Raw genomic sequence first — 24198 nt, 5'->3', positions numbered from 1 at the left:
TTTTGTTCACTTGGCAACGACTACTTTCTTCTTGGGAAATATTTTCTTCCATCCTATAAAAATACCAATCACTAACAAGGCCATATAAACAAATAGCCCAAAAGGAATTTTAGTAAAGATAAAATGAACAAGCACAAAAAGTCCGACGACGAGCATCCCGCCAAAAACTTTTAATGTGCTCATATCCTGCATATGCTCATGCGAATTGGAAAACGGATAATCTTCTTCCGTAAAAAGTCGATACGAAAGAAGTGTCATTGCGATTGCCGCAAGTAATACAACGATCAAATCTGCTACAATTCGAAACGAAAAAATCCACACAAAAAATATACTTAACACTAAATAGATCGGAATAAAATAATTCATCAAACATGCTTTTAACGTCCCACTATAAATCGCTGACGTATTTTGAATGGGAGCAACCCTATAAATCCACTGGGCTTTGTAGGTCCCCGAAAACTTTAGCATATGCACAACAGTTGGAATCATCGCTAAACTAAAGTAAATTACTAAAAACATATTTCCTTTACTCATTTCTTCCATTGAACTCATGCGAAGGTCATTAAAAAGAAAGACGAATGGAAAAATGACTGCAAAACCTATTTGAGGATAGATTTTCAACTTAAGCTCGCGTTCTTGCTTCATCATTAGAGATGAAAACAAGTAAAATGTTTGTTCCTCTTTTGTCCTACATAATACAGTTGACCAAAATTGGTCTAGATGACGAGCTTTTTTTCTATTTCTTTTCGAATCACTTAATAATTTGGCTAGATTTCGTTCAAAAGCTGGCATTAGTCGAATATATAGCAAGATGGATAGGATTGGTCCTAATATGGCCAATACAGTAAATACAATTATAGGTACTGAAAAATCTTTGTTTAATATCAACTCAAAAGGCGCGCTAAACCATAAGGGTGGAAGTAACAAATGCCACCACGCAAAAGAATAGTTAATATCAAAATCGACAAATTCAAATACTCGAACTACAAGCTGATAACTGATCATAATTGCTAAAGTCAATATAATTTGAACATAATTAATCATATCCTTTAGCTTTTCCCCACTAAAAAAACGTAAGATAAATAAGTAGACAAATGCAGTAAACACGACTACTAAACAACTAATCAGTACAACATCCACCAAAAAAATGACTGCAAAACCAATTCCATGTCTAAAGATACTCACGATGAGCGGGACAAGTATAAAGGAACCCGTCAACAAAAACATATAAATGAGTATATGAACTACTTTTGCAGCATTCAATGTTCGGGTGCTGATTGGTTTGGAATGAAGAATATTTTTATCACGAATATCGAGCAGGACAGCCGAAAAATCAGACACCATAGATGTCATCACGATAAACATGAGAACGCTAAACATAATACTAATGAAAAAAATAAATTGATTCCCCAAAAATAAAAACGGTGTCAGCAATAGAAGTCCGTATAAACCATACATCCATAAAGATTTAAGAAACTGATTTCCTTCTTTTTTCACTTTCGATCCATTGAAAACAGTTGGCATCCTTCTACCATCCATCGTTAACTTCAATTGCAAAATTTTACGCATCATTTCATAATCTATCTGTAATGCTTGAAATATCCATTTAAAACGATCTAAAACTCGAAGCGAAGTAAAATCATGCATGGACATTTGCCTCACTTACTATTTCCACAAACTTTCCTGCAATTTCTTTATGCTCCGAAAATCCTGTGATTTGATTGAAGATTTCTTCCAAAGTTCCTTCTTTACTTTGTTCCTGTAATTCCGTAAACGTTCCATCAGCAACGACTCGGCCATCCACAAGTAAAATAATCCGGTTACTTATTTTCTCTACAACGTCCATAATATGAGAGGAATAGAAAATAGTTTTGCCACGTGCTGCTAGCTGATCTAGGATTTCTTTAATAACCATGACACTATTTGCATCTAAGCCACTTAAAGGTTCATCCAAAAATAATAATTCGGGGTCATGCAATAAGCTAGAAATAATGAGTACTTTTTGTCTCATCCCTTTTGAAAAAGAGGATAATCGCTGGTAGAATACAGACTCTAAACCAAACTCCTTCATCAACTGGAATGCTTTACTTTCTGCCTTTTTGTGATGAAGTCCATATAACTCCCCTGTGAACGTTAAATATTCACAAGCTGTAAGATTATCATAAAGTTCCGCCGTTTCAGGCACATAGCCAATTTTTCGTTTATACGAAACATCGCCATTACCAATCTCTTCACCAAAAATTTCAATTTTTCCTTCATAGCCTTCGATTAATCCGAGCATGATTTTAACTGTTGTGCTTTTTCCAGCTCCATTTGGACCAATATAGCCGATAATTTGCCCTTGAAATACTTCCAAATTTACACCGTTTAGTACTTGTTTAGGACCAAAACGCATCTTTACATCTTGTAATGATAAAACCTTCTCTTTGTTCATATAAATACTCCCATCCATTTACTCGTCATATGCTTTCCATATTTCCTATATACTGTTAATTATACAACTAAAATGTATGTGAAAGGAAAAGAATATTCAAACTACTACGATTCTATTCCTACAACTATTGAATATATCCATCATAAAATGTTAGGCTTGCATAGAAGTATGAAAGAAGGAGTTAATACATTTGCAAACTAAGGAAGAAAAAAACAAAAAAACTGCACTATTACTTGTAATTGGTATTATTTTTATCGCTACTACACTTAGGTCTCCACTTACATCAGTAGGACCTATTATTTCACATATTCGAGATGGACTAGCTATTTCCAATATTTTAGCAGGATTTATTACCACTATTCCACTTCTTGCATTTGCAATCGTTTCTCCTGTTGTACCAAAGATTGCAAGACGTTTTGGAATTGAATTGACATTATTTTTCTCTATTATTTTATTGGCTGCAGGAATTATTATTCGCTCATTAGGCACTGCACCGTTGCTATTTATTGGAACGGCCTTAATAGGGACTGCCATCTCTTTCGGAAATGTATTGTTACCGGGTTTGATCAAACTAAAATTCCCATTACGAATCGGCTTATTGACCGCTACTTATACCGTTTCTATGAACTTATCTGCAAGTATCGGTGCAGGCATCAGTTATCCTATTGCCGATAAGACGTCATTTGGATGGCAAGGTGCACTTGGATGTTGGACCATATTAACCATCATCGCCGCACTCATTTGGTTACCACAAATAAATAAACAAAAACGAATGAGTGTGCAAGTAGAGGCTTCACCTTCTAATAAATCTAAGTCTCTGTTATCTAGTCCACTCACTTGGACGATTACCTTATGTATGGGACTTCAATCACTTATTTTTTACACGACAGCTGCTTGGATCCCAGAAATAGTGCATTCCCAAGGAGTAAGTGCTGACAAGTCCGGATGGATGTTATCCTTACTACAGTTTGCTCAGCTGCCAATAACATTCTTAACGCCGATTATTGCAGGTCGTATGAAAGATCAACGTATACTTGTCGGTGTTTTTACGATTTTCTATATCCTTGGTTTTTTGGGGCTCTTATACGGAGATACTTCTTTCACGTTCATATGGATGATCTTAATTGGTTTAGCAGGAGGGGCTTCTTTTGGTTTAGTCATGATGTTCTTTTCTTTACGTACACGAACTCCAATGGAAGCGGCCGAATTATCAGGTACTGCTCAATCGATAGGTTACTTATTTGCCGCAATCGGTCCCGTATTTTTTGGCTTCTTGCACGATGTGACCGCTAGTTGGACGACGCCTATTCTTTTATTTATCGTAATGGCCATATTATTATTCGCTTCAGGTATGCACGCTGGAAGAGATCGATTTGTTTCTACTTCAGAGGAATAAGAAAAGAGGAATCAGCAAATGTGTAAGCTGATTCCTCTTTTTTTAATAGGGTGCTTTTTGGTAAAAGTAATTAGGGGTTTTCTTTTCATTTGTATAAGGTTTATGAAAGATGTGAGTCGCTGCAGGAGATAAGGGAGGGATTAGCCAACTCCAGTTACCGGTCACGTCTCGTCCTGCTTCGATTTCATTGGTTTCGAAACGTTTGAATTGTTGGGCTGCTGTATGGTGGTCTACAATGCTTACCCCATCTTCTTTATACGAATACAAAACGGCTACATTCAATTCTACTAATGCACGGTCTTTCCATAATGATGCGTTCGATTTCGTGTTTAGCCCCATCTGTTCAGCGATCACTGGAAGCATATTATAACGATTATCGTCTGCTAGATTACGTGCACCGATTTCTGTTCCCATATACCATCCGTTAAAAGGAGCGGCTACATAAGAAATACCACCAACTTCTAATTTCATGCTTGAAATCATCGGAACGGCATACCATTTTAACCCTAAATCCGAAAACCAATCGAATTCTGGGTGTCGGATAGGTACTTCTAAAATAGAGGCTTGTGGTATATCAAATAATTTAGGCGGATTGTCTTTTATTTGAATAACGAGTGGCAACACGTCAAACAAACCATCGTTTCCTTTCCATCCAAGACTCTGGCATACTTTTGTAAAGTCTATCGAATCCGGATCCCCAACAATTCCATTATCCGTTTCGTATCCTGCATAACGGATCAATTGGTGATTCCAAATACGAACATCTTGAGAAGAAAACACTGTAATTGTCGGGCGAATTCTTCCCTTATTCGTTGCGAATTCAATATGCTCGAGAAGCGCCTCGAATATGGACTCCTCTGTATGTAAATCTCTTTTATCTAAAACGTTCAAACTTTGCCAAAAAAGTCGGCCAATGCATTTATTACTATTACGCCAAGCCATTTTAGCTCCGTATGCGAGCTCATCTAACCTTTGTTCGTATGTACCTTGCTTCAAAATTTGTTGCTCTACTTCTATTAAACGAGTCGCCAGTTCCTGCTCCGATTGACCCGTTTCTTCATAATACACTTGGATAAAATTCTTTGCTTCACTGAACATGACCTAAATCCCTCCTGCTGTCTCCTACCATCATAGAAGAAATAAGATGGCATAGACAAGTCCCAAGCTTTATAAAGTTGTGAGGGATTTATGGCGGAAAAATAGACAAGTTAAAATTGCTTATTAATTACACGTTTTATCCTGTTTTGCTGGCTTCTATTATAGCTTGGTTTGGACGACTTTTCGATATTCATACTCCCAATTACATTTCGGACTTTGGTGTTATGACTGATCAACTCAGTATGTTTTTCATTAAGTAAATACGCTTGAAACCACTTTTCTTGCCTCAAATACTTTATGTTCTTATCAATTTTTTCTTCCGTAATGTCCTTAAATAAACAGAGAATAATCGTCGCTAGATCACCTATTAAACTTACTATTGTTTCCATTTAACATCCACTCACTTTTTCCCCAATGAAAATCCGTCAAATAAAGGTCCCCCATAAGGAAGTAATATCTCATCTATTAACTTAATAATTTCTGCCTTGGAACCATGTTGATAAAAAACATCAAAAGCCTGAACAAATTGTCCTGCAAATTGAGTGTCGTAATTTCTTAATGAACGTATGATCCATTTAGAAGCACCGATCCACCTGTTATTTGTTCTTAAGACAAATTCACTAGAAAGTTCGGCAAGTGCATTGGCAATAAATAGTTCTTCTGCACGATCGTTACAACCGATAAAATCATCCAGTGCATCGGTAATAAAATATCGTTTTGTTTGTATCGTTTCAACTGACCATTCTTGGGGACCGTCCGATAATAACTTTTTAGCTTCCATCTTGATAGAGTCAATGATACCTGTGTCTTTCAATACAATGCCTTCTGATACCATTTGTGGTAATGAGGGGCGAGCTCGTTTTCTATCACTTTCGAAAAATGCTTGATAGGAATTCAAATTATGTACGAACACTTCTATGCGCCAGTCAAAATCAATTAGCGACTCCCTGTAAGAATTGCTAATTGTTTGATCAAAAACAACAATGTCCAAGTCTGATGTTTCCGTCGCTTCCCCTCGAACAACACTCCCCGCTAACAAAGCCCCGTCAGAATTTGGAAAGTATTTATTTATAAATTTTTGTGCTGCTACTACTGGTTCTAGCTTGTTATACTTTTGCATAGACATCCTCCTACATAAAACGCCATCATTTAATCGATAAAAAGATTATTACACTCTTTAATCATAAACGCCATATAATCCAATGTATCTTTTTGTCTTAGCACAATGGAACGGTAATAGGACTTTTTATTACCTTGTCGATATCTCAAGGATTCCTTAATGATCTTATGGTATTTTTCGGGAACTTTTCGTAACGCATATTCCCCTGCGCCAGCTTTAGAAATAATATCCTTTTCGATAAATGAATAATAAAGACGAGAAACTCCCAAGACTCCCCACTCTATCATGTTTATACTAAAATATAAACCTATGTATTTAATTGAAGGAAATCGCTTGCAATCATTCAGCCAACCGAGCCAATATGTGTTAAGATTCTGTCGCATATTATCCATTAAAATATTCCAATCTACCATATAACTATTATTTTCTGGTTTTTCTCCTCTTATAGTGATTCCATACTTTTGTAATTGAAAAGCATCTATGGAGTTTTTATCAAAGTCCGTAAACCCATGAAACTTTCCATCATTAAAGCGAATACTGGAAACTTTTCCTTTGTTTAAAGATTGCATATCCTCTTTCAATATATAAAACCCGTCTAGAATTGTTTCAGGAAATTTTCTTTGAATATTTTTATGAATTTCTTTCAGCACTTTTAGTTCTGATTCTGCTAATTTCCCTTTAATAATTGAAATAAAATCAATATCACTAAGTCCATCCTCAAATGCTCCTAATGAGATGGAGCCATAAAGGCAAAAGGATTCAATAAAATTAGGGAATTTCTGTTCAAGCAGCTGAAAATACTCATCTAAAACCAGCTGTGTTTTTGCGGGGACATTATTCATTTATTACCTCCACTAGCTTTTGATTAGATTCAAGAATAAACCCCGAGTAAATTCCGAATTCGGGGTTCATCATTACTTTTACCTCTTATCGTGCTTTTTCTTAGATGTTTCTTTGCTAGCTCGCTTGAATTCTTTTTGATATAAAACTTCTTGCGCCGAGGACAATCCATTATCCTTCATCGTTAGTTGCTCAACAGGTGTTTTGTTTTCCTTCATTTCGGACACTCCTTTCGGTTTATTCTTTTTTAGTTTTTCCATAGTAGCGATTGATATTCTAATAATTAAAATATAGGTTAAGCATATTACTCGGCTTAAGTCTATTTTTCCAAAATGAAATTTTACAACAGAAATTTACCTTTTGCATATTGTATAAAGAAATCTTTTGTTTCTTGGTGAGTGAGTATTTTTACGACTTCGTTTGGATCAAGAAATGCGAAATTATTTATTTCATTATCTAGTGGGATAAGTGAGTTGAACTCTCCCTTAAATTCTACAAGAAACATCGTTGTCACCTGTTTGTCGTATCCTATTTTCCCTTTAATCTTAACCGGAAAATCAAAGTGAATTTTTTGGTCAAATACCATTATAATTTTGTATTCCATCGAGCCAGTTTCTTCTTGCAGCTCACGCAATAGTGCGTCCTCGTAATTCTTATCGCTTTTTTCTACCTTCCCTTTAACAAAGTCCCATTCCCCTTGAATGTTCTGTTTACCTTCTATCGTATTTATGTTCGTTTTATGTACAACTAAAAATTTGTCTTCTTGATAAACTATTGCACCGACCGCTTTTCTAATCATTGATGCTCCACTCTTTCTGTTTGTCCATTTATCGATGTGCCAAATCACCTTCTAAGACAATATTGCTTTTATTACCATTTAACTGGATGATTGTTAAACTTGTATCATATATAAATGGTGGCTCCCATAGTTTTTCTAATGGATAGTTTTTGAAGAAAGCTAATAATGTTTTAATAACAACAGAATGAGTCACAATTAGAATATTTCCAGAACTATGTTTGTCTTATATGGAATGAATGGCATTCAGAACTCTTTTATGAAGCATTGCAAAACTTTCGCCATTTAATGATTTATATAAATGTGGAGTATTCCAAAAGGCGTCATATTCGATTGGATATTTTTGCTCTATGTCCGAAAAAGTTTGTCCTTCCCATACTCCCATATTTATTTCCCTTAAATTTTCATCGAGAATAATTGGAATTTCTCTTGATCCTTTAATTAAATTAGCAGTTGAAAAGGTTCTTTTACTCGGACTTGCATAAATTGCATCCAATTCTATCGCTTTCATCCTATTCCCTAAAGAAACTGCATTTGAAATTCCATTCGCAGTTAATTCCGAATCACTCCAACCTTGCATTCTCTTTTGTGTATTCCATTCCGTTTCACCATGCCTTGTTATATAAAAAGTTAGCATAAATTAATTTTCCTCTCTTTGACACAACAAATCCAAGAAATTCATTAAGTTGCACGTGTGTAGTACTATATGACAAGAGTAAGCATCAACCTGTTACTACCTCATAATCTATCACTTTGTTTTCGTCATTAAACCAAATGATTAAGTACGAGCTATCCATCTTTATCCACCCTGCCTCAAGTCCAAGTAGATAAGAGACTACATTTTCATTAGTGTAAAGCTGATTTTCATCTGGCGTCCCTAACAGTTTTTGAATGTCTTCTTTTGACTTACCTACGATTTCATTTTCATCCAAAAAGTCATAGACAATATATACTCGATCATCCGGTTCATTCATCCACTTTTCTATCGTAAAATTTAACTTTTCTTCATTTTTTCCTAATAAACCTACTAAAAAAAGAGGCGGAATAATACAAAGAATTGCAATAACTAGTAATAAGCTTTTGCTTTTTCTCTCATTCTTCAAATAGCTATATTTCCAAAGAATGAATAATAATAGCAAAAGGAAAATCGGTGGTAAAAGAACTGCAGAAAGGCTTAATAAGCTATAGGTGGAATAAAATAAAATGATGAATATAGTAAGACCGAAAAAAAGTAGTATATACAAAAAACTACTGGTAGTTAATATACCTAATGCTAAATTTTTCTTAATCAATTTTTCACCTCCATCTTACTATTAAAGATAATACCAATTATTTAAAAAGCTGCGCGATTGCTCTTGGAATCAAAAGAACGAAATCCATAATTGTCATTGCATTACCGATTTTATCTAACTTCTCGTCAAAAGAATCTTTATACTCCTGTGGATTTACTATTGTATTCCCTTGGATTGGCTCATTGCCATCGTGAAATTGGATACGAATTGACTTACCATTTTCAAAATCGGGAGAATCCATTACTTGAAAATGAATATGAGGTTCGGATGAATTACCTGAGTTACCGCATTTTCCAATAAGTTGTCCTTCTGTTACGACCTCTCCAGGTTTGACTAAAATTGAGTTCTTTTTAAAATGTGCTATCATACTAAATTCATTATTTGCATGTTCAATCACTACATAGTTACCTGCTTGATTGTTCGTGTCCATTTCACCGGGTACATTATCTTTTAGTCCATCCACTACTTTTATAATTTTCCCATCTCCTGGGGCTATTACATCTTCATCAAAAGCATAGAAGTTCTCATTTTGAATTCGTGTATTTCTGTAAGACAAACCATCCTGTATTTTCACTAAGTCATAAGCGTAACGTTGACCCTCATAGAGATAATGGTAATTGATGAATTCATTTGCTCCGCCCCAAAACACGAACCATTCACCTTTGATCGGCATTTTGTACAAATTGACTGTATAACGATTATCACTGTCTGCATACGTTGTAAATGGCTTTAAATACAAACGGTGAATAATTTTTTGTTCATCAAAAAATACCGATATAGCCTTTTCTTTTTGATCATCTAACCAAATATAATGTGTCATGTTTTGAAAAGCTGTTTTAAATTCAATTTGATAATCGTGAACCCCATTGTTAAAAGTAGATGCTAATTCTATGAATTGTTCTAAAGAAATTATTTGTTGAAAGTCTATAGAAGTGCAAAAATAGATTTTTTCATACCCTTCATTCAGAAACATTGTTCCAAAATCCTCAAGATTGCTTAAACTAACATACAATTGTAAAACCTCCAAATCTCTCCATAAAAGCTTCTTTAAGTTCTAATACGATATTTAAGTTGGAAAGTTTCATCGAAGAGTATCTCATAAAGGGGTCCAGCCAACATTTCGACAATTTTATAAGCTAAGCGAATTTCAATCTAAAAAGCCGAATTCCTGTAACGCTAAGGAACCGACTTTTTGGGTTTGGCTATGGTTAATTTAGATTGCCTTTCTTTAATGCAGAGTAATCTCTTCCTTACTATTACTCTGCTGATCTACGATAGTTAAAATAACTTTCCCTTTAGATTTTCCAGTTTCCACATAATTTATTGCTTTTAATGCTTCTCCAAACGGAAATATCTTATCAATCGTTGGTTTAATCTTCCCTGATTCCAAAAGTTCTGTTAAAACTTGTAACTGTCGTCTGCTATGCTTCATGAAAAGAAATGTGTATTCCACATCGTGCTTTTTTTCTAAACTAGTTAACTTAGCGCTTGCTAATGAGAGTAACATTTTTTTAAACGGTCCCAGACCCATTTCCTTTGCAAAACGACTATTTGGAGTACCCGAGATAGAAACAATCTTCCCACCTTTTTTTACTGTCAGAAATGACTTTTCTAATGTTGCTCCCCCAATACTATCAATCACTGCATCATAATTCTTTATAATGTCTTCAAAGTTTTCTTTTTTATAATTAATGACTTCATCTGCACCAAGTGATTTTACTAGATTGCTTCCCTCACTAGCTGTAGTTGCAACATAGGCTCCCATTTCTTTTGCAAGTTGTATAGAGAAAGTTCCTACACCTCCAGAGCCAGCATGAATTAAGATTTTTTGATCATTTTTAATCTTCAAGATGTCGTAAAGAGCCTGATAAGAAGTTAAACCAACCAAAGGGATAGATGCAGCTTCTTCAAAGCTAAGATTTTTAGGTTTTATGGCAATATCTTCTTCGTGAACTGCTAGGTACTCTGCAAATGTGCCAATTTTGTTAGAGCGCGGACGACCATAAACTTCATCACCTACATTAAATTTTGTTACATCTTTTCCCACTTCAACAATCGTTCCCGCAAAATCGTTTCCTAATGTCAATGGCATATCGTAATGCAGCAGTAGCTTCAATTCGCCCTTGCGTATTTTTGAATCAAGTGGGTTTATACTGGCTGCATGTATTTTAACTAATAGCTCATTATTGCCTACTTTGGGTAATGGTAGATCAATAAAAGTAGGCTCTTTCTTGTATGCTTCTATTACTAACGCTCTCATCACAAAACTCCTTTTATCCGATAAGGAATAATAACTTCCCCTAAACCAACAAATGTTTAGGGGAAGTTTAATTTATTGTTACTGCTGCTCTTTAATCATGTTCTTCATACAAGAACGGATAATCTGTATATCCTTCCGCACCGCCAGCATACATTGTATTTCGGTCAGGTTCGTTCAATGGTGCGCCAACTTTTAAACGTTCCACCAAATCAGGATTTGAGATTAACCAAGTTCCTACGGTAACAACATCAGCCACTTCACTATCTACGTCTACTCCTAAATGCTCTAAAGGTCGTCCTGGTCGGTTAATAAGAAGAGCTTGCGACCATAATTCGCGAATTTCCTGTACTAATGGTTCATTTCCAAAGTGCATGACATGAAGATAGGCAAGATTAAGCTTATCTAACTCCGCAATTAAATAACGATACATATCAATATTTGTTTCCCCTTCTTCTATCCCGTTCAATGTTCCTTGGGGTGAAAAACGAATACCTGTACGTTCGGCACCAATTTCTTCAACAACTGCTTTAGCTACTTCAATCGCAAATCTCGAACGGTTTTCAATAGAACCACCATATGCATCTTGACGGTGATTTGCATTTTCGCTTAAGAACTGTTGAATAAGGTAACCGTTAGCACCATGAATTTCAACACCATCTGCTCCAGCTTCAATGGCTGAGCGTGCTGCTAAACGAAATTCATTAATGACTTCTTTAATTTCTCCTTCTGTTAACTCTCTCGGTGTAGGAATTTCCTTCATTCCTTTTGCCGTGAAGATTTCCATATTCGGTGCAATAGCTGATGGTGCAACAGCTTGACGGTGATGTGGTGTGTTGTCAGGATGAGAGACTCGTCCGACGTGCATCAGTTGAATAAACAGTTTACCGTCTTCACTATGAACTTTTGAAGTGATTTTCTTCCAACCATCAATGTGAGCTTTAGTATATATACCCGGTGTGTTTGTATAGCCTTGACCGTCGTCAGAAGGTTGAGTACCTTCACTGATAATTAAACCAACTGATGCTCTTTGACCGTAATATTCAACAGCTAAGTCACTCGGTGTCCCGTCTTCTAAGGCACGACTTCTGGTCATAGCTGCCATACCTATTCTATTCTTTAAGTTGAAATTCCCAATACGTACTTCATCAAATAATTTACTCATTAACAAGCTCCTTTTTTTGTTTACTTATTTTAAATCTTATAGTGATACGGCATCTAAAAATGAATTAACATTTTCAGCAAATAATTCTGGGAACTGAAATAAGTGTCCATGACCAGAATCAGGATAAATAATCAACTGTGCATTTGGTATATGCTCAGCAAGAATATAACTATTTTTTGTTGGTACCATTACATCTTCAATACCATTGGTCACAAGCACAGGATGATGAATGTTTTGCAACCAATCGTAATTATGGTCAGTCTTTGGTTGTGCCCATTTTGCAACAGCGTTTAGTTGAGCAGCTTGAACTTGATCTGAACTTTCAAATTGTTTCTGACTCATAATTCGTTGCAGAGAAGCCATCCCAGCAGATTTACTTGTTTCAGTTGATTTGTAGAAGAAGAACATGAAATCGTCTATAGCAGTATCTACATTTCCTCCATGTCGTGTCATTCTTTCAAAAATCACTGATTCTGGTCTGACCCCTGCTTCTGGAGAAGAACCAGCAATTACAATTCGACGAATAAGGTCTCCTTCTTGTAAGACTAATTCTTGTGCAACCATTCCACCAATTGAAAATCCTAAAATATCAACTTTATTTAAGCCCAGTGCTTTAATGAATGTTGCAGCATCCTGAGCCATTTCACTAATAGTTTCTGGTGTTTGCCCGTTTGTTTCCCCAACACCTTTATTATCAAAAAGAATGACCGGTCGTTCTTTTGCGATTGGAGCAACCATATTCGGGTCCCAATTTTCCATTGTCCCTCTAAAATGCACTAAGAAAACAACAGGTGTACCTGTTTCAGCCCCAAATTTCCTGTAAGCAAAACGTGTTCCATTTGCCTCTATAAATGTTGATTCTGTCGGTATTGTAAATGTTGTCATTTAAATTCTCCTTCATTATTTATTAGCTTTTATAAAAAAATACCATTTAGAATGGTCGTTCTAGAATGGGGAAGAAAAAAGAAAGCTATTCTAACACTTTCATCATTAAATCGATAATGCTTTCTAATTCCTTTTTTGTATAATTGGTTTTAACTAATACTCTCATACCAATAAGGTTATTATGTAGAAATTGAGCAGTAATCTGAGTATTTAAATCATTTTTAAATTCGCCTTTATCTTGCCCCTCTTTTAAAAGCTTATTGAATAACTCTTCTGTATCGTTAAACATTTTAGTAGTTAGATGTTGTATATCTTTATCTAACAAAGACAACTCTACAGCCGTGTTAACTGATAAACAACCTGCTGGATAGATTTCTAATTCAGCTACATTGACTACATGCTCCAAAATTTTTCTAATAGCTTTCTTCACGGTTGAAGAATTGCTTATAATTGTAGTCCATTCTTTTGTAACAAACACTTCATAATATTTTAAAGAAGCTAAGAATAACGAGTGCTTGTCACCAAATGTATCATAGATWCTTCTCCGATGGATCCCCATGTGGGTAACCAAATCTTGCATCGATGTTTTTTCATATCCTTGCTTCCAAAAAAGCTCCATTGCTTTTTTTAGAACTACCTTTTCATCAAATTCTTTATTTCTAGCCATCTTAATTCCTTCTCCCTAAAGCCTAAAAATTCTTTTTAGAACGATCATTCTAAAAAGTAGAATACACTATATAGAACGATTAGTAAAGTATTAAGTTTCGGATATGATCTTCTGGCTATCGATCACTTGTCGCTTAGCTTAAGTAAGTTTCATCACAATCTCTTCCCCGTGTAAATACGGAAGAACAAAACTTAAACATGCAAATTTATGCATTTACACAATATGGAGTAGAAAAAATAGACCTCAACTTGAAGTGTTTTTTAAAGTTCTACGTAACGGCGACAAAGGAATTTAAGTAATATAATGCCCTAAAAGAAGAATTATTCCCACACCTTTCGCCTTTAGGCTAGGTGGAACATATTAATCTTCTTGTGGAATATAAGTTTGAATCAAATTGGATGTCAGCTAATATGATAAGACCCTTAATTTACAGGTTTTTGGCTTTTTTTGCGTCGAATCTTGCTCAGCGGATAAAATTTCCGAGATGCTTGTGTCCCCCCATATAATAATAGCTTGGCTATATAACATATGTCCGGTAAGCTTTCTGCTCCTGACTGTAACTTAAACTCGTCGGTTACAGAATAATAATGGTCCCACTGATTAGAGGTTATATGGTATGATAATGAACATTAGTCAACTGAATTATTAAAAGTAGTTAACACTTTTTTGTCGATTCTATCTTAATTATTGGGGGAGAAAAATATGTATATGCTACGAGGTCATCACCTTTTTTGCCTGCTCGGCTATCGTGGAATGGGCTATTCCCAAGAATACGCGGAAAATATGACCCGTGACGTGGAATCACACGTTCGAAATTACATCGTCCCCTCGGACATTCAAATCGTGTGTAAAACTTGTTCGTGGCGTTCATATGGAGTTTGTGAAGAAGGTATTACAGATATAATGGAAAGAAAAGGGTTAAGGGAAATTAAATAATCCCCTCCCCTTTTATCAAATAATTTTGAGGTGAAATTTTAAATAAACCAGCTCACAACAATTATTTTCTAAATAAAGAATCACTTTTATCTTTTTCTATTAAGCCTATTATTTTATCCAATTTCTTTTCCAATTCATTCAGTTGCGTTTTTTTCGCCTGTTGATTCACAAGTAATCTCCTGATGAATAATGTAAAAGAAACTACAAATAAAACGATTAGTCCTAATACTATAACTTGAAATAACGCATCAGCTAAACTGAACATTGAAACATCCCCTTTTTAAATTAATCCATATGAAGTACCTGATTAATCCTTTAATCCCTGACCTTCGAGAATCTTTGGTATATATTTTTCAACTCTAGATACGCGAGTTTTAGACTGTTTTGCTTCTGAAAAATAAAAAATATATTGTCTTTGTCTTCCCGGAGTCAAATCTTCAAAAGCAGTTTTCAAGGCAGGCATTTCATTGAATTTATGTTGAAGTTCTTCAGGAATTTTGTATTCTGAATGCTCCTTTAAATTCACTTCCAAACCAGCTTTTTCAACTTCGATCGCTTCATAAATATAATCTTTTAAGATAGTTTCCATTTCAACTATTTCTTGGACATTCGTAACTCGTATTTGACGCGCCGCTTGGACATTCTCTGTTTGTTGTATTAGAATCCCCTTGGCATCATTTAACAACGCACCTTTGTGAAACAGAATTGCACAATATTCTTTAAATCCATGGATTAGCAATATATTTTTATTGTCTAATGTGTAACAAGGATGCATCCACTTAAAGTCTTCGGTCAGCCCACAGTCAAGGACGATATCTCTCAACTGTTCATATTCTTCCTTCCACTTTGTAGCTTTACCTAAAAATTCATCCACCTTTGGATTCAATTTACTATTAGGCATTCAGGAACACCTCTCTTCAATTTTCATACTGCTGCATTTTAACAATAAAATAAGTCGAGTACTTACATAAAGATTGCCATGGAACAAATCAACGAAAAAGTTAATCCAACGCTCCAAACGCAACCCAAAACTTTTTGATTATGTATATCTTTTCCTAATTTTAGTTTTTCTAAAAGTTGGACTAAATTCAGAAACCAAAGTACCGAAAACAAAGGTGCTGCTAAAAAATAAAAAAATTCCATCTGATCACCTATCCCTCATTTTTCATTGGCTACTCAAACATTAATATTTTTGGATCTTTATTATAGCAATGAACGAGCATAGCATGTAATTGCCCTCTATGATGATACATATGTGCTAATATTTCTAGCAGCCACTCAAATTTTGTATAAGTCACACCCCAATAGGAGGTAGTTTCCCTTTTAAATTCTTCCTCCGATAATTGTCCCACATTATTTTCTAATGCTTTAAAATTTGTAAATAAAGCCATTTTTAGAGCACCTAATGTTTTAAAAGATATATCCGAATAATAGCTTTCCATTTCTTCTTTTGTTGCTCCAATTGAAATACGCCAATCTGCTTCGCAAATCACTGCAATATGTTCTAATAATTCCCCGATTGACTGTTTATTAGATGTAGGTCTTTTTTGTAAATCTGCCTCTTCTAATTTATCTATTATTTCAATTATTGTTTTGACAGCTACTTCTATTTGATGTAACACAGTTTCACTATGCATAAGTCCCCCTGACTTACTACTTTTCCTGTTCGTTTAATTGATTTATTGCGATATTTATTTTATTAGCCGTATCTTCATTTCCATCTACATAATAAATCAATATGTTCTTAGTAGCATATGTTTGATGAATCACTAATTCTGCTGCCGCTGTTTTTTCTTCAAATTCAACCATTCCTATTTCTCGTTCCTGTTCGTTTGGAAATACATAAATGGAAAGTGTCTTACCACCTACAAAATAGGCGATTGGAATAATATTATTTAATGGTTGGATAAAAACATTATTACTTGGCAAACTTGATCCTTCTAATTTTAACCCTTGTTCCTTTAGAGTAGTTTCAATTTGTTCTATAGTAATTTGATCAATAGTTGAATTACCTTTTATACTTTGTGGTTGACTGCAAGCACCGAGAACAAAAATAATTAGTATTAAAAACAATCCTTTTTTTACTACAGCCATCCCCTTGTTTTTACAAAAGTAGAATAGCATGGGAGAACATTACATCTTATACAATCAACATCTTACATACTTGCGTTTAAAACCAAGCTTTCCTCTATCTACTTCTTTTTGAATACTTTCGTTCGCATTTAGGTAACTACTTTTTTTCTTCTCCCGTTTCACTTCCACAATACCTATTTCTTTAGCCGTCTCGACTGCTTTTTCATGGAGCGGTACATAGGAAATCCCTACCGTGTATACAAAATTATTCATCGCTGATTTCGTTCGTTCTGGCGAATCATGAATCGTACTTTTCACCATATCAAGCATATTAGAAATTTTGCTCTCTGAAAATTCAATATCTTTCCGGTTTCCTAAAAGCCAACAGTAGCAGCTCCAGCCCGCTGACATTCTTAGCTCTTCACCACTTGCGATCCATTTATCCGCAACTTCTTGTGCAATATTGGACTCTGATAACGTGACAGCCACCACATAATCGGATAGCATATAAAAATATGCCGCATCCATCCAACGATCATAGTCCGATTCGGTCATCCCTTTTGGATCTGCAATAATGCCCGCAAAATACATAGCATCGTAATTCCCTGTAGCATAAAGTTCTTCAGCTAAAGGCTGGTTTATTTTTATTTTCTTTGCGATTGGCTTCATAGCACCTGTCGCCACACCAAATACGGGCTCATGTGCGCCATTAGATATGTACATTTTTTTCATTCGTTCTTTACCAAGGGCCTCGAGCTCCTGCATAACTATTTCAAAATTCATCGTTTAACACTTCTTTCATTTTGGGATTTTATCTCTTTAATCTCGTCTATTAAATACAATACCATTATCCTATAATAAACGACCATTTGTCAGTAAAACTACTCTATAAGTTCATATTATCAATACCGAAATAAAAAGGTATTCTTTATTTAATTTTTTCTAATCTTACTATTGTTAGCGTATTCAAATTCAGATAAGGAAAAGGACGTTCTTTTTGTAGGAGAAAGTGACAATTGGAGGGTAGATCAAGAAGTTGAAATAGTAGAAACGGAAGGAACTAATATGAGCGATACAATTACTTATACCGGTATGGAAAGTAAATCAGATTCATTTTATTATGAAATAGACCCATGTGGGGGGCCTTTCGGGAGAAGGGAATTAAATAATCGAGACAGAATGTATATAATTCACCATGGAGATACTGCCCCTGCCTTTAAATCTACTGTATTCCCAGTTACCATTAGTTGGGATGGTTAGAAGAAAGATTTAGTCGCAACGATTCAAAAGGGAAGCGCAGTAAAATAAGGAAGTTTTACATTATTTAGGGCAAGCCTCCTTATCGTATTGGAATTTACAGTATTACACCTGCAAATTCACCTTTTAATACTTCTTTTTCATGTTGATTGGTACTTATAAAAGATGCAGTAATAGCTGTTCTATTATTTTTGTTTTCTTGCCTTTCGAATTTTTCAATTTTCACTTCACAAATAATGGTATCTCCCGTAAACACAGGTCTTAAAAACTCAAAGTTCATAGCACGAGCTAGAACATTATTATCTCCCCCCACTTTTGTCGGAAGGGTTGCTGTTAGTAATCCTTGAACTACAAGTCTTCCTTGTTCATCTGGGGTTAGATGATGAATCCCTTCATCACCCGAAATTTCTGTAAATAATTCCACATCCCTCATTGTAAAAGCCCGTTCAAACGTAATGATATCTCCCACCTTTAATGACATAAAACTCTCCCCTTTAAAATGACTTTAGCTGAATTTCCCATTCTCTCGGTTTCATATTCTTTTCCATCCATTCCTTTGCTGGTGCTTTGTACGGAGCGGTAGCGATTAAATGATTATCTTGCCAACTAGCTGCTCCGGAACGAACCATTTCATCAAGTAAGATTGGAATAAATTCCTCCGGCTGAACCTGAAAGGAATAGCGTGCAAAATCCTTAAACCAGCCACACTGCAACAGATAGTGATCGATTTCTTCTTTAGCCAATCCGTTTTTCATGATTAATGTGTATGATAAAATTCGCTTGCAGGCATGCCATGAAATTTTCTCTGGTTGCTTGATCCACTTTTCAAACCGTTTCCTTGCTGTATCAATGGACGCTTGAGGATTTTCTATTTGAGGCCCATGCCCTGAATAAGCCCTTCCGATTCTCAGCATAGACAAACGATCCAAACTTTCTAAGGATCTTTGGATAGATGAAACACCTTCACGGAAAATATTTAACCACCCGATATCGTTATTGTGAAAGAGATCCCCACAAATTAATAGCTCCTTTTCCGGTTCATATAAAGAAATATGTCCTAAGGTATGGCCAGGTGTGTGCAAAACTTGTAACGTGCTATTTCCTGTATGAATCTCCTCATTATGTGATAGTTTTCGATCGATTCGATAAGGTTCTATAGGTTGATCTAGCCACTCTGCACTACAAGCTTCCGGATCACGAGCATTGATTAATTCAGCCTCCCATTTATGGGCAGCAATCGGAATTTCATAATTTTCTTGAAAATGAAAATTGCCTCCTACATGATCACTATGATAATGCGTGTTCACGATAAGATGTAATTGTTCCGGTGAGACGCCAGCTTCGTTTATTAAATGGACTGTATCTTCCACATCACTTCCAAAACCAGTATCAATCAGAATTGGGAGTTCATCTTTAATAAGGACCATATTTGCACTTGGAAATTTTCGTTCAAAGAAAATAACATCGGACTTTTTCAAAAGCTATTCCCCCTTCAATTCCATAATTAAACGAGTATTGAGTATTGCGGACAGATTGAGCCAGCTGTGCGGAGTTTTGAGCCACCGTTTGCGGACAATAGAGCCAGTGAATGCGGATGAGGGAGCCACTTGTGTAGCTTTAAAAAGAGGTTTGATCATAAGCACCTCCCAAACCCACATTTTACACTAAGTAATAAGAATCCATTTTAACAAAAGATTGATCAAAATGGGTTCTTATCCAGCAGATTTAAGTTTGGTTTTTTTTAAAAAAGATTAATTATTTCGGAAAGCGAATATTCAACTAAAGCACCCGTTCGTAATATAAGGTTAGCCGTTTTAAAGTTTCTTTAACTCATAAGAATATCTGTTCCATACTGTACCAATTGAAGTTTCTTTGCCATAGATTGGGATGCGAAATTGTCCCACGAAGTACTATATAGAGCAATTCGCCCTTGTTTTTGTACCTCTGCAGCCCAGGCATTTGTAACATCGACACCGTATGCTCTTCCACGGTAATCTTCATTTGTAAATACACTTGCTTCATCTGCTTTTGAGGTCTGCCTTGCACTACAACAAATTGAAACAACTATGTTATTTTCAACTATTATAAAACAAGGCTGCTTATACTCAAAATCCTCAAATGTATATGGGAAATGAAGTTTTAAAAGTTCTTTGTTTTCATAAGTTACTTTTATCGCTTTTGTACAAGACCTTTCCCTGACATCAGGAAACACATACGCTGGTCCAAACGATAAATTATTTAATTCACAATCTATGCTTAAAACCTTTATTACTTCTCCTAGGTCAGTAAGATTTGTCCTTATTACTTGTTCTAACTTCTCTACAATGCCCGTTTCCAGCAAATTTGAATACCTTACAACACTACCTACTCTAGTCGCACCAATGAAAATTCGTGGTGCAACATCGTATGGTGGTTCATTCACGACCGTCACTTTATTTTCAGTATCGTGTCTAAATAATACATTCACATGATATTCCATCAATTCTAAATCAGATAACATAACATTCCCCCGTAATTAACTTTATCAATGCTATATGCCATTGACATTTCCCTGCTTTTTGAACTAAACTGCGACGTTAGTTTAAGTGAATTCATTCACAAATTACATATATCATTTCAATTATTTCTATAAATTCAGTTTACACTGAACTACTTAATTAAGTAAGTCTTTTACAAGGAAATACCCCTTTAGATAAAAAATCCAAAGGGGTAAAGTTTCGCAACTTTTTTATAAACGTCGTGACTTTATTTTAAAACCACAATAGTGTCCTGCTTGATTGCATGCAACTTTTATTATACAAGTGGTTGTTCTTATTTATATTGCTGGCTCTCCCGTCAGCAAAAGGTGGCTCTATCTCCCGCAATCACTGGCTCAAAACTCCGCACAAGTGGCTCAATTCATCCGCAATAATCAAGTATGACTGAGCGTTCACTCAATATCAATTATACATTATTTTTGATTATTTTAAATACATTAATTATTAACCTTCTGCTTATAAGCATTAAGGATAGTACCAGATGAGCTGGCACCGACGGCTATCAGGGAATGTCAGGCTTACAATAATTTGTTTAAGTTTAATACTTCCAACGCGAATACCCCAGTCCTGTTTAGGATAGGGGTAAAAGAAAGTAGTTAAATTTTTTAATAAGGAGATATTAGAAATACAGTCATTAAAAAATATTAATTTTCTTCAATAATCTCGCCTTATTCTGACCATGGTGAATGTAAAATGCAATGACAGAAATTCTTATTTTTATATTCTGGTCTAAAATGGTTAACAATATCTTCTTTCATATTGCCAAAAGTAGTTTCCGGCTTATGCTTAAACCCCTCATAAAATGCTGGAATAATTTCCTTTTTAAAATTGTTACGAGGAAAAGCTTTAATAATTTCTTCACGCAAGTCGTCGGGGAATTGTTCAAAGCCATCTCCCATCACATCTAAACCAACACCTGAGAAGAGTAATGCTACTTCAGACTCTTTATGTTCTGCAACACCGGGTGTTGTATGTAATGCAATAGCATCCCACACAAGACGAATCGACTCATCTGGAATTTGATACTGCTGCAAAAAACTTCTTGCCGCATTTGCACCGTCTACTTCAAATCGTAAATCTGGGCTGCTGAACTTTTTTGTTAAGCCTAAATCATGGAATAAAGCACTGACATATAGTAATTCTAAATCATAGTTTTGCTCCGCTTTTTTTCCGTTGACTGCACCAAATAAAAACACTCGGTTTGAATGATTCCATAATAAGTCGTTACCATGCTCACGTAAAATATCAACTGCATCTTTCGCCAATCGAGAATCCGGAATTTTAATACCCGCTATTTCCTGAAACATAATGGAACATCCCCTTACAATTTATAGTTCTCATTTTCATGAACTTATCTTCATTGTACAGAGAAATCCATCATAGTCCTATACGATTATTTCTATGATAACGATAGATAAAAACTATAATATAGACCTTCTTAAAGCAGTAATGGAATCTTGTTCTGTGTGAAAATGAAGCTTTTCAATTTCACGTACTAATAACTTAATATATTTACGTGTTGCATAATTAATAAAACAATTCTTTTTCACCATGAGATAAACTGCTCTTGTCAAAGTTGGATTTTCAATATGTTGAAAATATAAATCCTCCGTATCATAAAATTCATATAATGTACGCGAAACAACACTACGACCAACACCACTTCGAACTAGATCTAAGATAGATTTAATACTAGAAGTCTCTACAATTGTCTTTAATTGCTTGTCAAGATCATAGCTTGTTTTATCAAGTATTTTTCTACATTGATGCATACTTGGAAATAAAATAAGAGGACCATCTAAAACAGAGGAAAATGAAACCGTCTGCTCTTCATTGCTCTGATTACTAATCAGGTAAAATTCTTCATCATACAACTTCATCACTTGCAACATATGATATTCATTAAGCTGAAAACCAATACCAAAATCAGCTCGATTTTCTAAAACGGCCTTTTCCACCTGATCCGTAGTATGAATGGTCACTTTAATATTCGGATATAAATGGTTAAATTGAATACACAAGGTAGATACCAAATCAGTTATTTCTCCTGGTAACACGGCAATTTTCAATTCCCCGATTTCTACTTTTGTAAATGCTGCAATTTGAGAGGAGATACTTTGTATGGATCCTTGAATATTCAATGCTTCATGTTGTACAATTTCACCTACCTCAGTAAGGTTGATTTTCTTGCCAACACGGTTAAAAAGTGGATACCCTACTTCTCGTTCGAGCATCTTAATTTGATGGCTTAAAGTGGGTTGAGAGATTCCTAACTTTTCAGCTGCTTTTGTAAAATGCAGTTCTTTACTAAGCATTAAAAAATATTCTAAATGTCGTAATTCGATACTAGTTCAATCCTTTCTGATAAGTTATACAATCATTTTAGTCATGATAAAGTCTATTTGTTCATCATCTCCCATATAAAAAGAGTGCGCTCCAGTTTGAATAAACTCCAATTTCTTATAAAAAGCAATTGCATTTTCATTTTTTTCCCATACACCTAGCCAGATTTTCTTTTTATTTCGTTCCCTTGCAATTTCTATCGCTTTATTTAGCAGATATTTACCAAGCCCATGTTTTTGAAAATCGTTCTTTATATAAATCCTCTCGATTTCTAGGGAGTCATCCCCCATCTCTTCAGACTGAGCATCATCGGTATTGACTTTTACATATCCAGCGACTTCCTTATTACAATAAACAAAAAAGAATTGCGAAGAAATATTGGATAATTCTTTTTCTAGTTGTTTTAAGTTAAACGCCTTTTCCAAGTAGGCATGCATATTTTCAAGTGAATTCTGATGTTTAAATGTCTCATTAAAAGTTTCATAACTAATTTCTTGAAGTTTGTGTAAATCTCCGAGGGTACACTTTTTTACATGTACAGTCATTTTTAAAGATCTCTCCTTTGCATAATTAATAATTTCGTTTGTTTCCCTTTTTTACAAATTCCCAGTCTTTTTCTACATTTTTTCTTACTCTTTCAAGTAGATTGAAAATGGTTTCTGCTTCTCTTTCAGAAAATCCTTCTAATGCAACGGTATTAGAATAATCATTTTCTCTTTTTATATAAGGATAAACATTTTTCCCTTTCTCTGTTGGAAAGAGCTTCTTTATTTTTTTGTTGTATTGATCGTCTTTCTTATCAATAAAGCCTTTCATTTCCAGCTGTTTTATAGCACGAGCTGCTGTTGTTCGATCCACTTTTATCAACTCAGCTAACTTCTCTTGAATGATTCCTGGGTTTTCACATATTCGGACAATGTACAAATATTGCCCTTTTGTCAGGTCATATTCCTTAAACTCAATATTACTTATGGAATCTAATGCCCTGGCAATCATGCCAATTTCACGAAGAATTTCCTTCATAATTAACTCCTTATTTATACTTTTGTTGCATTTGCAATAAAAAATAGCATTTATTAAATTTAATTTATTTTTGTTGCAA

29 protein-coding genes and 1 pseudogene are annotated in these 24198 nt (G+C 34.9%); 3 read left to right on the top strand and 27 right to left on the bottom strand.

The genetic code is table 11. The features are described from left to right. Positions 1-6: 6 nt before the first annotated feature. Both AC1DFT_RS03890 and AC1DFT_RS03885 read right to left on the bottom strand, forming a co-directional pair. On the bottom strand, positions 7-1647 hold the full coding sequence (locus AC1DFT_RS03890) for a hypothetical protein (protein WP_477917789.1): 1641 nt from the start codon (positions 1645-1647) through the stop codon (positions 7-9). Beyond that, positions 1640-2434, bottom strand: a complete 795-nt coding sequence (locus AC1DFT_RS03885; protein ID WP_477917787.1) for an ABC transporter ATP-binding protein — start codon at positions 2432-2434, stop codon at positions 1640-1642. The genes AC1DFT_RS03890 and AC1DFT_RS03885 overlap by 8 nt, the downstream gene beginning before the upstream one ends. A gap of 190 nt (positions 2435-2624) precedes the next feature. Here AC1DFT_RS03885 and AC1DFT_RS03880 point away from each other — a divergent pair, with 190 nt between their 5' ends. After that, positions 2625-3830, top strand: coding sequence for a CynX/NimT family MFS transporter (locus AC1DFT_RS03880; protein ID WP_477917785.1), 1206 nt, complete (start codon positions 2625-2627; stop codon positions 3828-3830). A gap of 42 nt (positions 3831-3872) precedes the next feature. Here the strand turns inward: AC1DFT_RS03880 and AC1DFT_RS03875 are convergent, their stop codons facing one another. From AC1DFT_RS03875 to AC1DFT_RS03815, 13 genes and pseudogenes are all read right to left on the bottom strand, one after another. Next, a complete protein-coding gene (locus AC1DFT_RS03875; protein WP_477917783.1) occupies positions 3873-4928 on the bottom strand; it encodes a nitric oxide synthase oxygenase in 1056 nt (351 codons plus the stop codon). Positions 4929-5038: 110 nt separating this feature from the next. Continuing rightward, on the bottom strand, positions 5039-5317 hold the full coding sequence (locus AC1DFT_RS03870) for a hypothetical protein (protein WP_477917781.1): 279 nt from the start codon (positions 5315-5317) through the stop codon (positions 5039-5041). Positions 5318-5328: 11 nt separating this feature from the next. Then, positions 5329-6048, bottom strand: coding sequence for a nucleotidyltransferase domain-containing protein (locus tag AC1DFT_RS03865; RefSeq protein ID WP_477917779.1), 720 nt, complete (start codon positions 6046-6048; stop codon positions 5329-5331). A gap of 29 nt (positions 6049-6077) precedes the next feature. Next, positions 6078-6890 carry an aminoglycoside adenylyltransferase domain-containing protein gene (locus AC1DFT_RS03860; protein ID WP_477917777.1) on the bottom strand — a complete coding sequence of 271 codons (813 nt, stop codon included), beginning with the start codon at positions 6888-6890 and terminating at the stop codon, positions 6078-6080. Between the two features lie 78 nt (positions 6891-6968). Next, positions 6969-7106, bottom strand: coding sequence for a YfhE family protein (locus AC1DFT_RS03855; protein WP_477917775.1), 138 nt, complete (start codon positions 7104-7106; stop codon positions 6969-6971). 122 nt (positions 7107-7228) lie between these two features. Then, positions 7229-7687 carry an NUDIX domain-containing protein gene (locus AC1DFT_RS03850; protein WP_477917773.1) on the bottom strand — a complete coding sequence of 153 codons (459 nt, stop codon included), beginning with the start codon at positions 7685-7687 and terminating at the stop codon, positions 7229-7231. Between the two features lie 28 nt (positions 7688-7715). Beyond that, positions 7716-8321 (bottom strand): annotated as a pseudogene (locus AC1DFT_RS03845) (histidine phosphatase family protein). Between the two features lie 85 nt (positions 8322-8406). Further along, positions 8407-8976 carry a hypothetical protein gene (locus tag AC1DFT_RS03840; protein ID WP_477917771.1) on the bottom strand — a complete coding sequence of 190 codons (570 nt, stop codon included), beginning with the start codon at positions 8974-8976 and terminating at the stop codon, positions 8407-8409. 37 nt (positions 8977-9013) lie between these two features. Continuing rightward, positions 9014-9988, bottom strand: a complete 975-nt coding sequence (locus AC1DFT_RS03835) for a M23 family metallopeptidase (protein ID WP_477917769.1) — start codon at positions 9986-9988, stop codon at positions 9014-9016. A gap of 216 nt (positions 9989-10204) precedes the next feature. Next, on the bottom strand, positions 10205-11236 hold the full coding sequence (locus tag AC1DFT_RS03830) for an NADP-dependent oxidoreductase (protein WP_477917767.1): 1032 nt from the start codon (positions 11234-11236) through the stop codon (positions 10205-10207). Between the two features lie 91 nt (positions 11237-11327). Beyond that, positions 11328-12398 (bottom strand): alkene reductase, encoded by a 1071-nt coding sequence (locus AC1DFT_RS03825; protein WP_477917765.1) that lies wholly within the window; start codon positions 12396-12398, stop codon positions 11328-11330. 36 nt (positions 12399-12434) lie between these two features. After that, positions 12435-13283: an alpha/beta fold hydrolase gene (locus tag AC1DFT_RS03820; protein WP_477917763.1), complete on the bottom strand. Its 849-nt coding sequence runs from the start codon at positions 13281-13283 to the stop codon at positions 12435-12437. An 85-nt stretch (positions 13284-13368) separates the two neighbouring features. Further along, positions 13369-13950, bottom strand: coding sequence for a TetR/AcrR family transcriptional regulator (locus AC1DFT_RS03815; protein ID WP_477917761.1), 582 nt, complete (start codon positions 13948-13950; stop codon positions 13369-13371). A gap of 702 nt (positions 13951-14652) precedes the next feature. On the opposite strand from AC1DFT_RS03815, the gene AC1DFT_RS03810 reads away from it, so the two are divergent. Continuing rightward, entirely contained in the window at positions 14653-14886 is a 234-nt protein-coding gene (locus AC1DFT_RS03810) for a hypothetical protein (RefSeq protein ID WP_477917759.1), read from the top strand. Between the two features lie 61 nt (positions 14887-14947). On the opposite strand, the gene AC1DFT_RS03805 is transcribed toward AC1DFT_RS03810, so the two are convergent. The 5 genes from AC1DFT_RS03805 to AC1DFT_RS03785 form a co-directional block, all read right to left on the bottom strand. Continuing rightward, complete coding sequence (locus AC1DFT_RS03805) at positions 14948-15151, bottom strand: DUF4083 domain-containing protein (RefSeq protein WP_477917757.1); 204 nt, start codon at positions 15149-15151, stop codon at positions 14948-14950. Positions 15152-15193: 42 nt separating this feature from the next. Further along, the gene (locus tag AC1DFT_RS03800) at positions 15194-15787 is read right to left on the bottom strand and encodes a YdeI/OmpD-associated family protein (RefSeq protein ID WP_477917755.1); all 594 of its coding nucleotides are present in this window, start codon (positions 15785-15787) and stop codon (positions 15194-15196) included. Positions 15788-16058: 271 nt separating this feature from the next. Beyond that, positions 16059-16523, bottom strand: a complete 465-nt coding sequence (locus tag AC1DFT_RS03795; RefSeq protein WP_477917753.1) for a DinB family protein — start codon at positions 16521-16523, stop codon at positions 16059-16061. Between the two features lie 16 nt (positions 16524-16539). Next, positions 16540-16980, bottom strand: a complete 441-nt coding sequence (locus AC1DFT_RS03790) for a hypothetical protein (RefSeq protein ID WP_477917751.1) — start codon at positions 16978-16980, stop codon at positions 16540-16542. A gap of 54 nt (positions 16981-17034) precedes the next feature. Continuing rightward, positions 17035-17742, bottom strand: coding sequence for a DNA alkylation repair protein (locus tag AC1DFT_RS03785; protein WP_477917749.1), 708 nt, complete (start codon positions 17740-17742; stop codon positions 17035-17037). A gap of 282 nt (positions 17743-18024) precedes the next feature. Between AC1DFT_RS03785 and AC1DFT_RS03780 the strand changes: the two genes are divergently transcribed. Next, positions 18025-18219, top strand: coding sequence for a hypothetical protein (locus tag AC1DFT_RS03780; RefSeq protein ID WP_477917747.1), 195 nt, complete (start codon positions 18025-18027; stop codon positions 18217-18219). Positions 18220-18313: 94 nt separating this feature from the next. On the opposite strand, the gene AC1DFT_RS03775 is transcribed toward AC1DFT_RS03780, so the two are convergent. The 7 genes from AC1DFT_RS03775 to AC1DFT_RS03745 form a co-directional block, all read right to left on the bottom strand. Further along, complete coding sequence (locus AC1DFT_RS03775; RefSeq protein WP_477917745.1) at positions 18314-18697, bottom strand: hotdog domain-containing protein; 384 nt, start codon at positions 18695-18697, stop codon at positions 18314-18316. Positions 18698-18710: 13 nt separating this feature from the next. Beyond that, a complete protein-coding gene (locus AC1DFT_RS03770; RefSeq protein WP_477917743.1) occupies positions 18711-19694 on the bottom strand; it encodes an MBL fold metallo-hydrolase in 984 nt (327 codons plus the stop codon). Positions 19695-20041: 347 nt separating this feature from the next. Next, the gene (locus AC1DFT_RS03765) at positions 20042-20716 is read right to left on the bottom strand and encodes a GNAT family N-acetyltransferase (RefSeq protein ID WP_477917741.1); all 675 of its coding nucleotides are present in this window, start codon (positions 20714-20716) and stop codon (positions 20042-20044) included. A gap of 705 nt (positions 20717-21421) precedes the next feature. Further along, complete coding sequence (locus AC1DFT_RS03760) at positions 21422-22060, bottom strand: HD domain-containing protein (RefSeq protein ID WP_477917739.1); 639 nt, start codon at positions 22058-22060, stop codon at positions 21422-21424. Between the two features lie 114 nt (positions 22061-22174). Beyond that, positions 22175-23098, bottom strand: a complete 924-nt coding sequence (locus tag AC1DFT_RS03755) for a LysR family transcriptional regulator (protein WP_477917931.1) — start codon at positions 23096-23098, stop codon at positions 22175-22177. A gap of 24 nt (positions 23099-23122) precedes the next feature. Further along, positions 23123-23641, bottom strand: a complete 519-nt coding sequence (gene paiA, locus AC1DFT_RS03750; RefSeq protein ID WP_477917737.1) for a spermidine/spermine N(1)-acetyltransferase — start codon at positions 23639-23641, stop codon at positions 23123-23125. 25 nt (positions 23642-23666) lie between these two features. After that, positions 23667-24119 carry a MarR family winged helix-turn-helix transcriptional regulator gene (locus AC1DFT_RS03745; protein WP_477917735.1) on the bottom strand — a complete coding sequence of 151 codons (453 nt, stop codon included), beginning with the start codon at positions 24117-24119 and terminating at the stop codon, positions 23667-23669. Between the last annotated feature and the right edge of the window lie 79 nt (positions 24120-24198).

Source organism: Psychrobacillus sp. 05T411 (assembly GCF_056396485.1).
The sequence above is the reverse complement of the archived record's forward strand: the minus strand, read 5'-3'. Positions and strand labels throughout refer to the sequence as shown.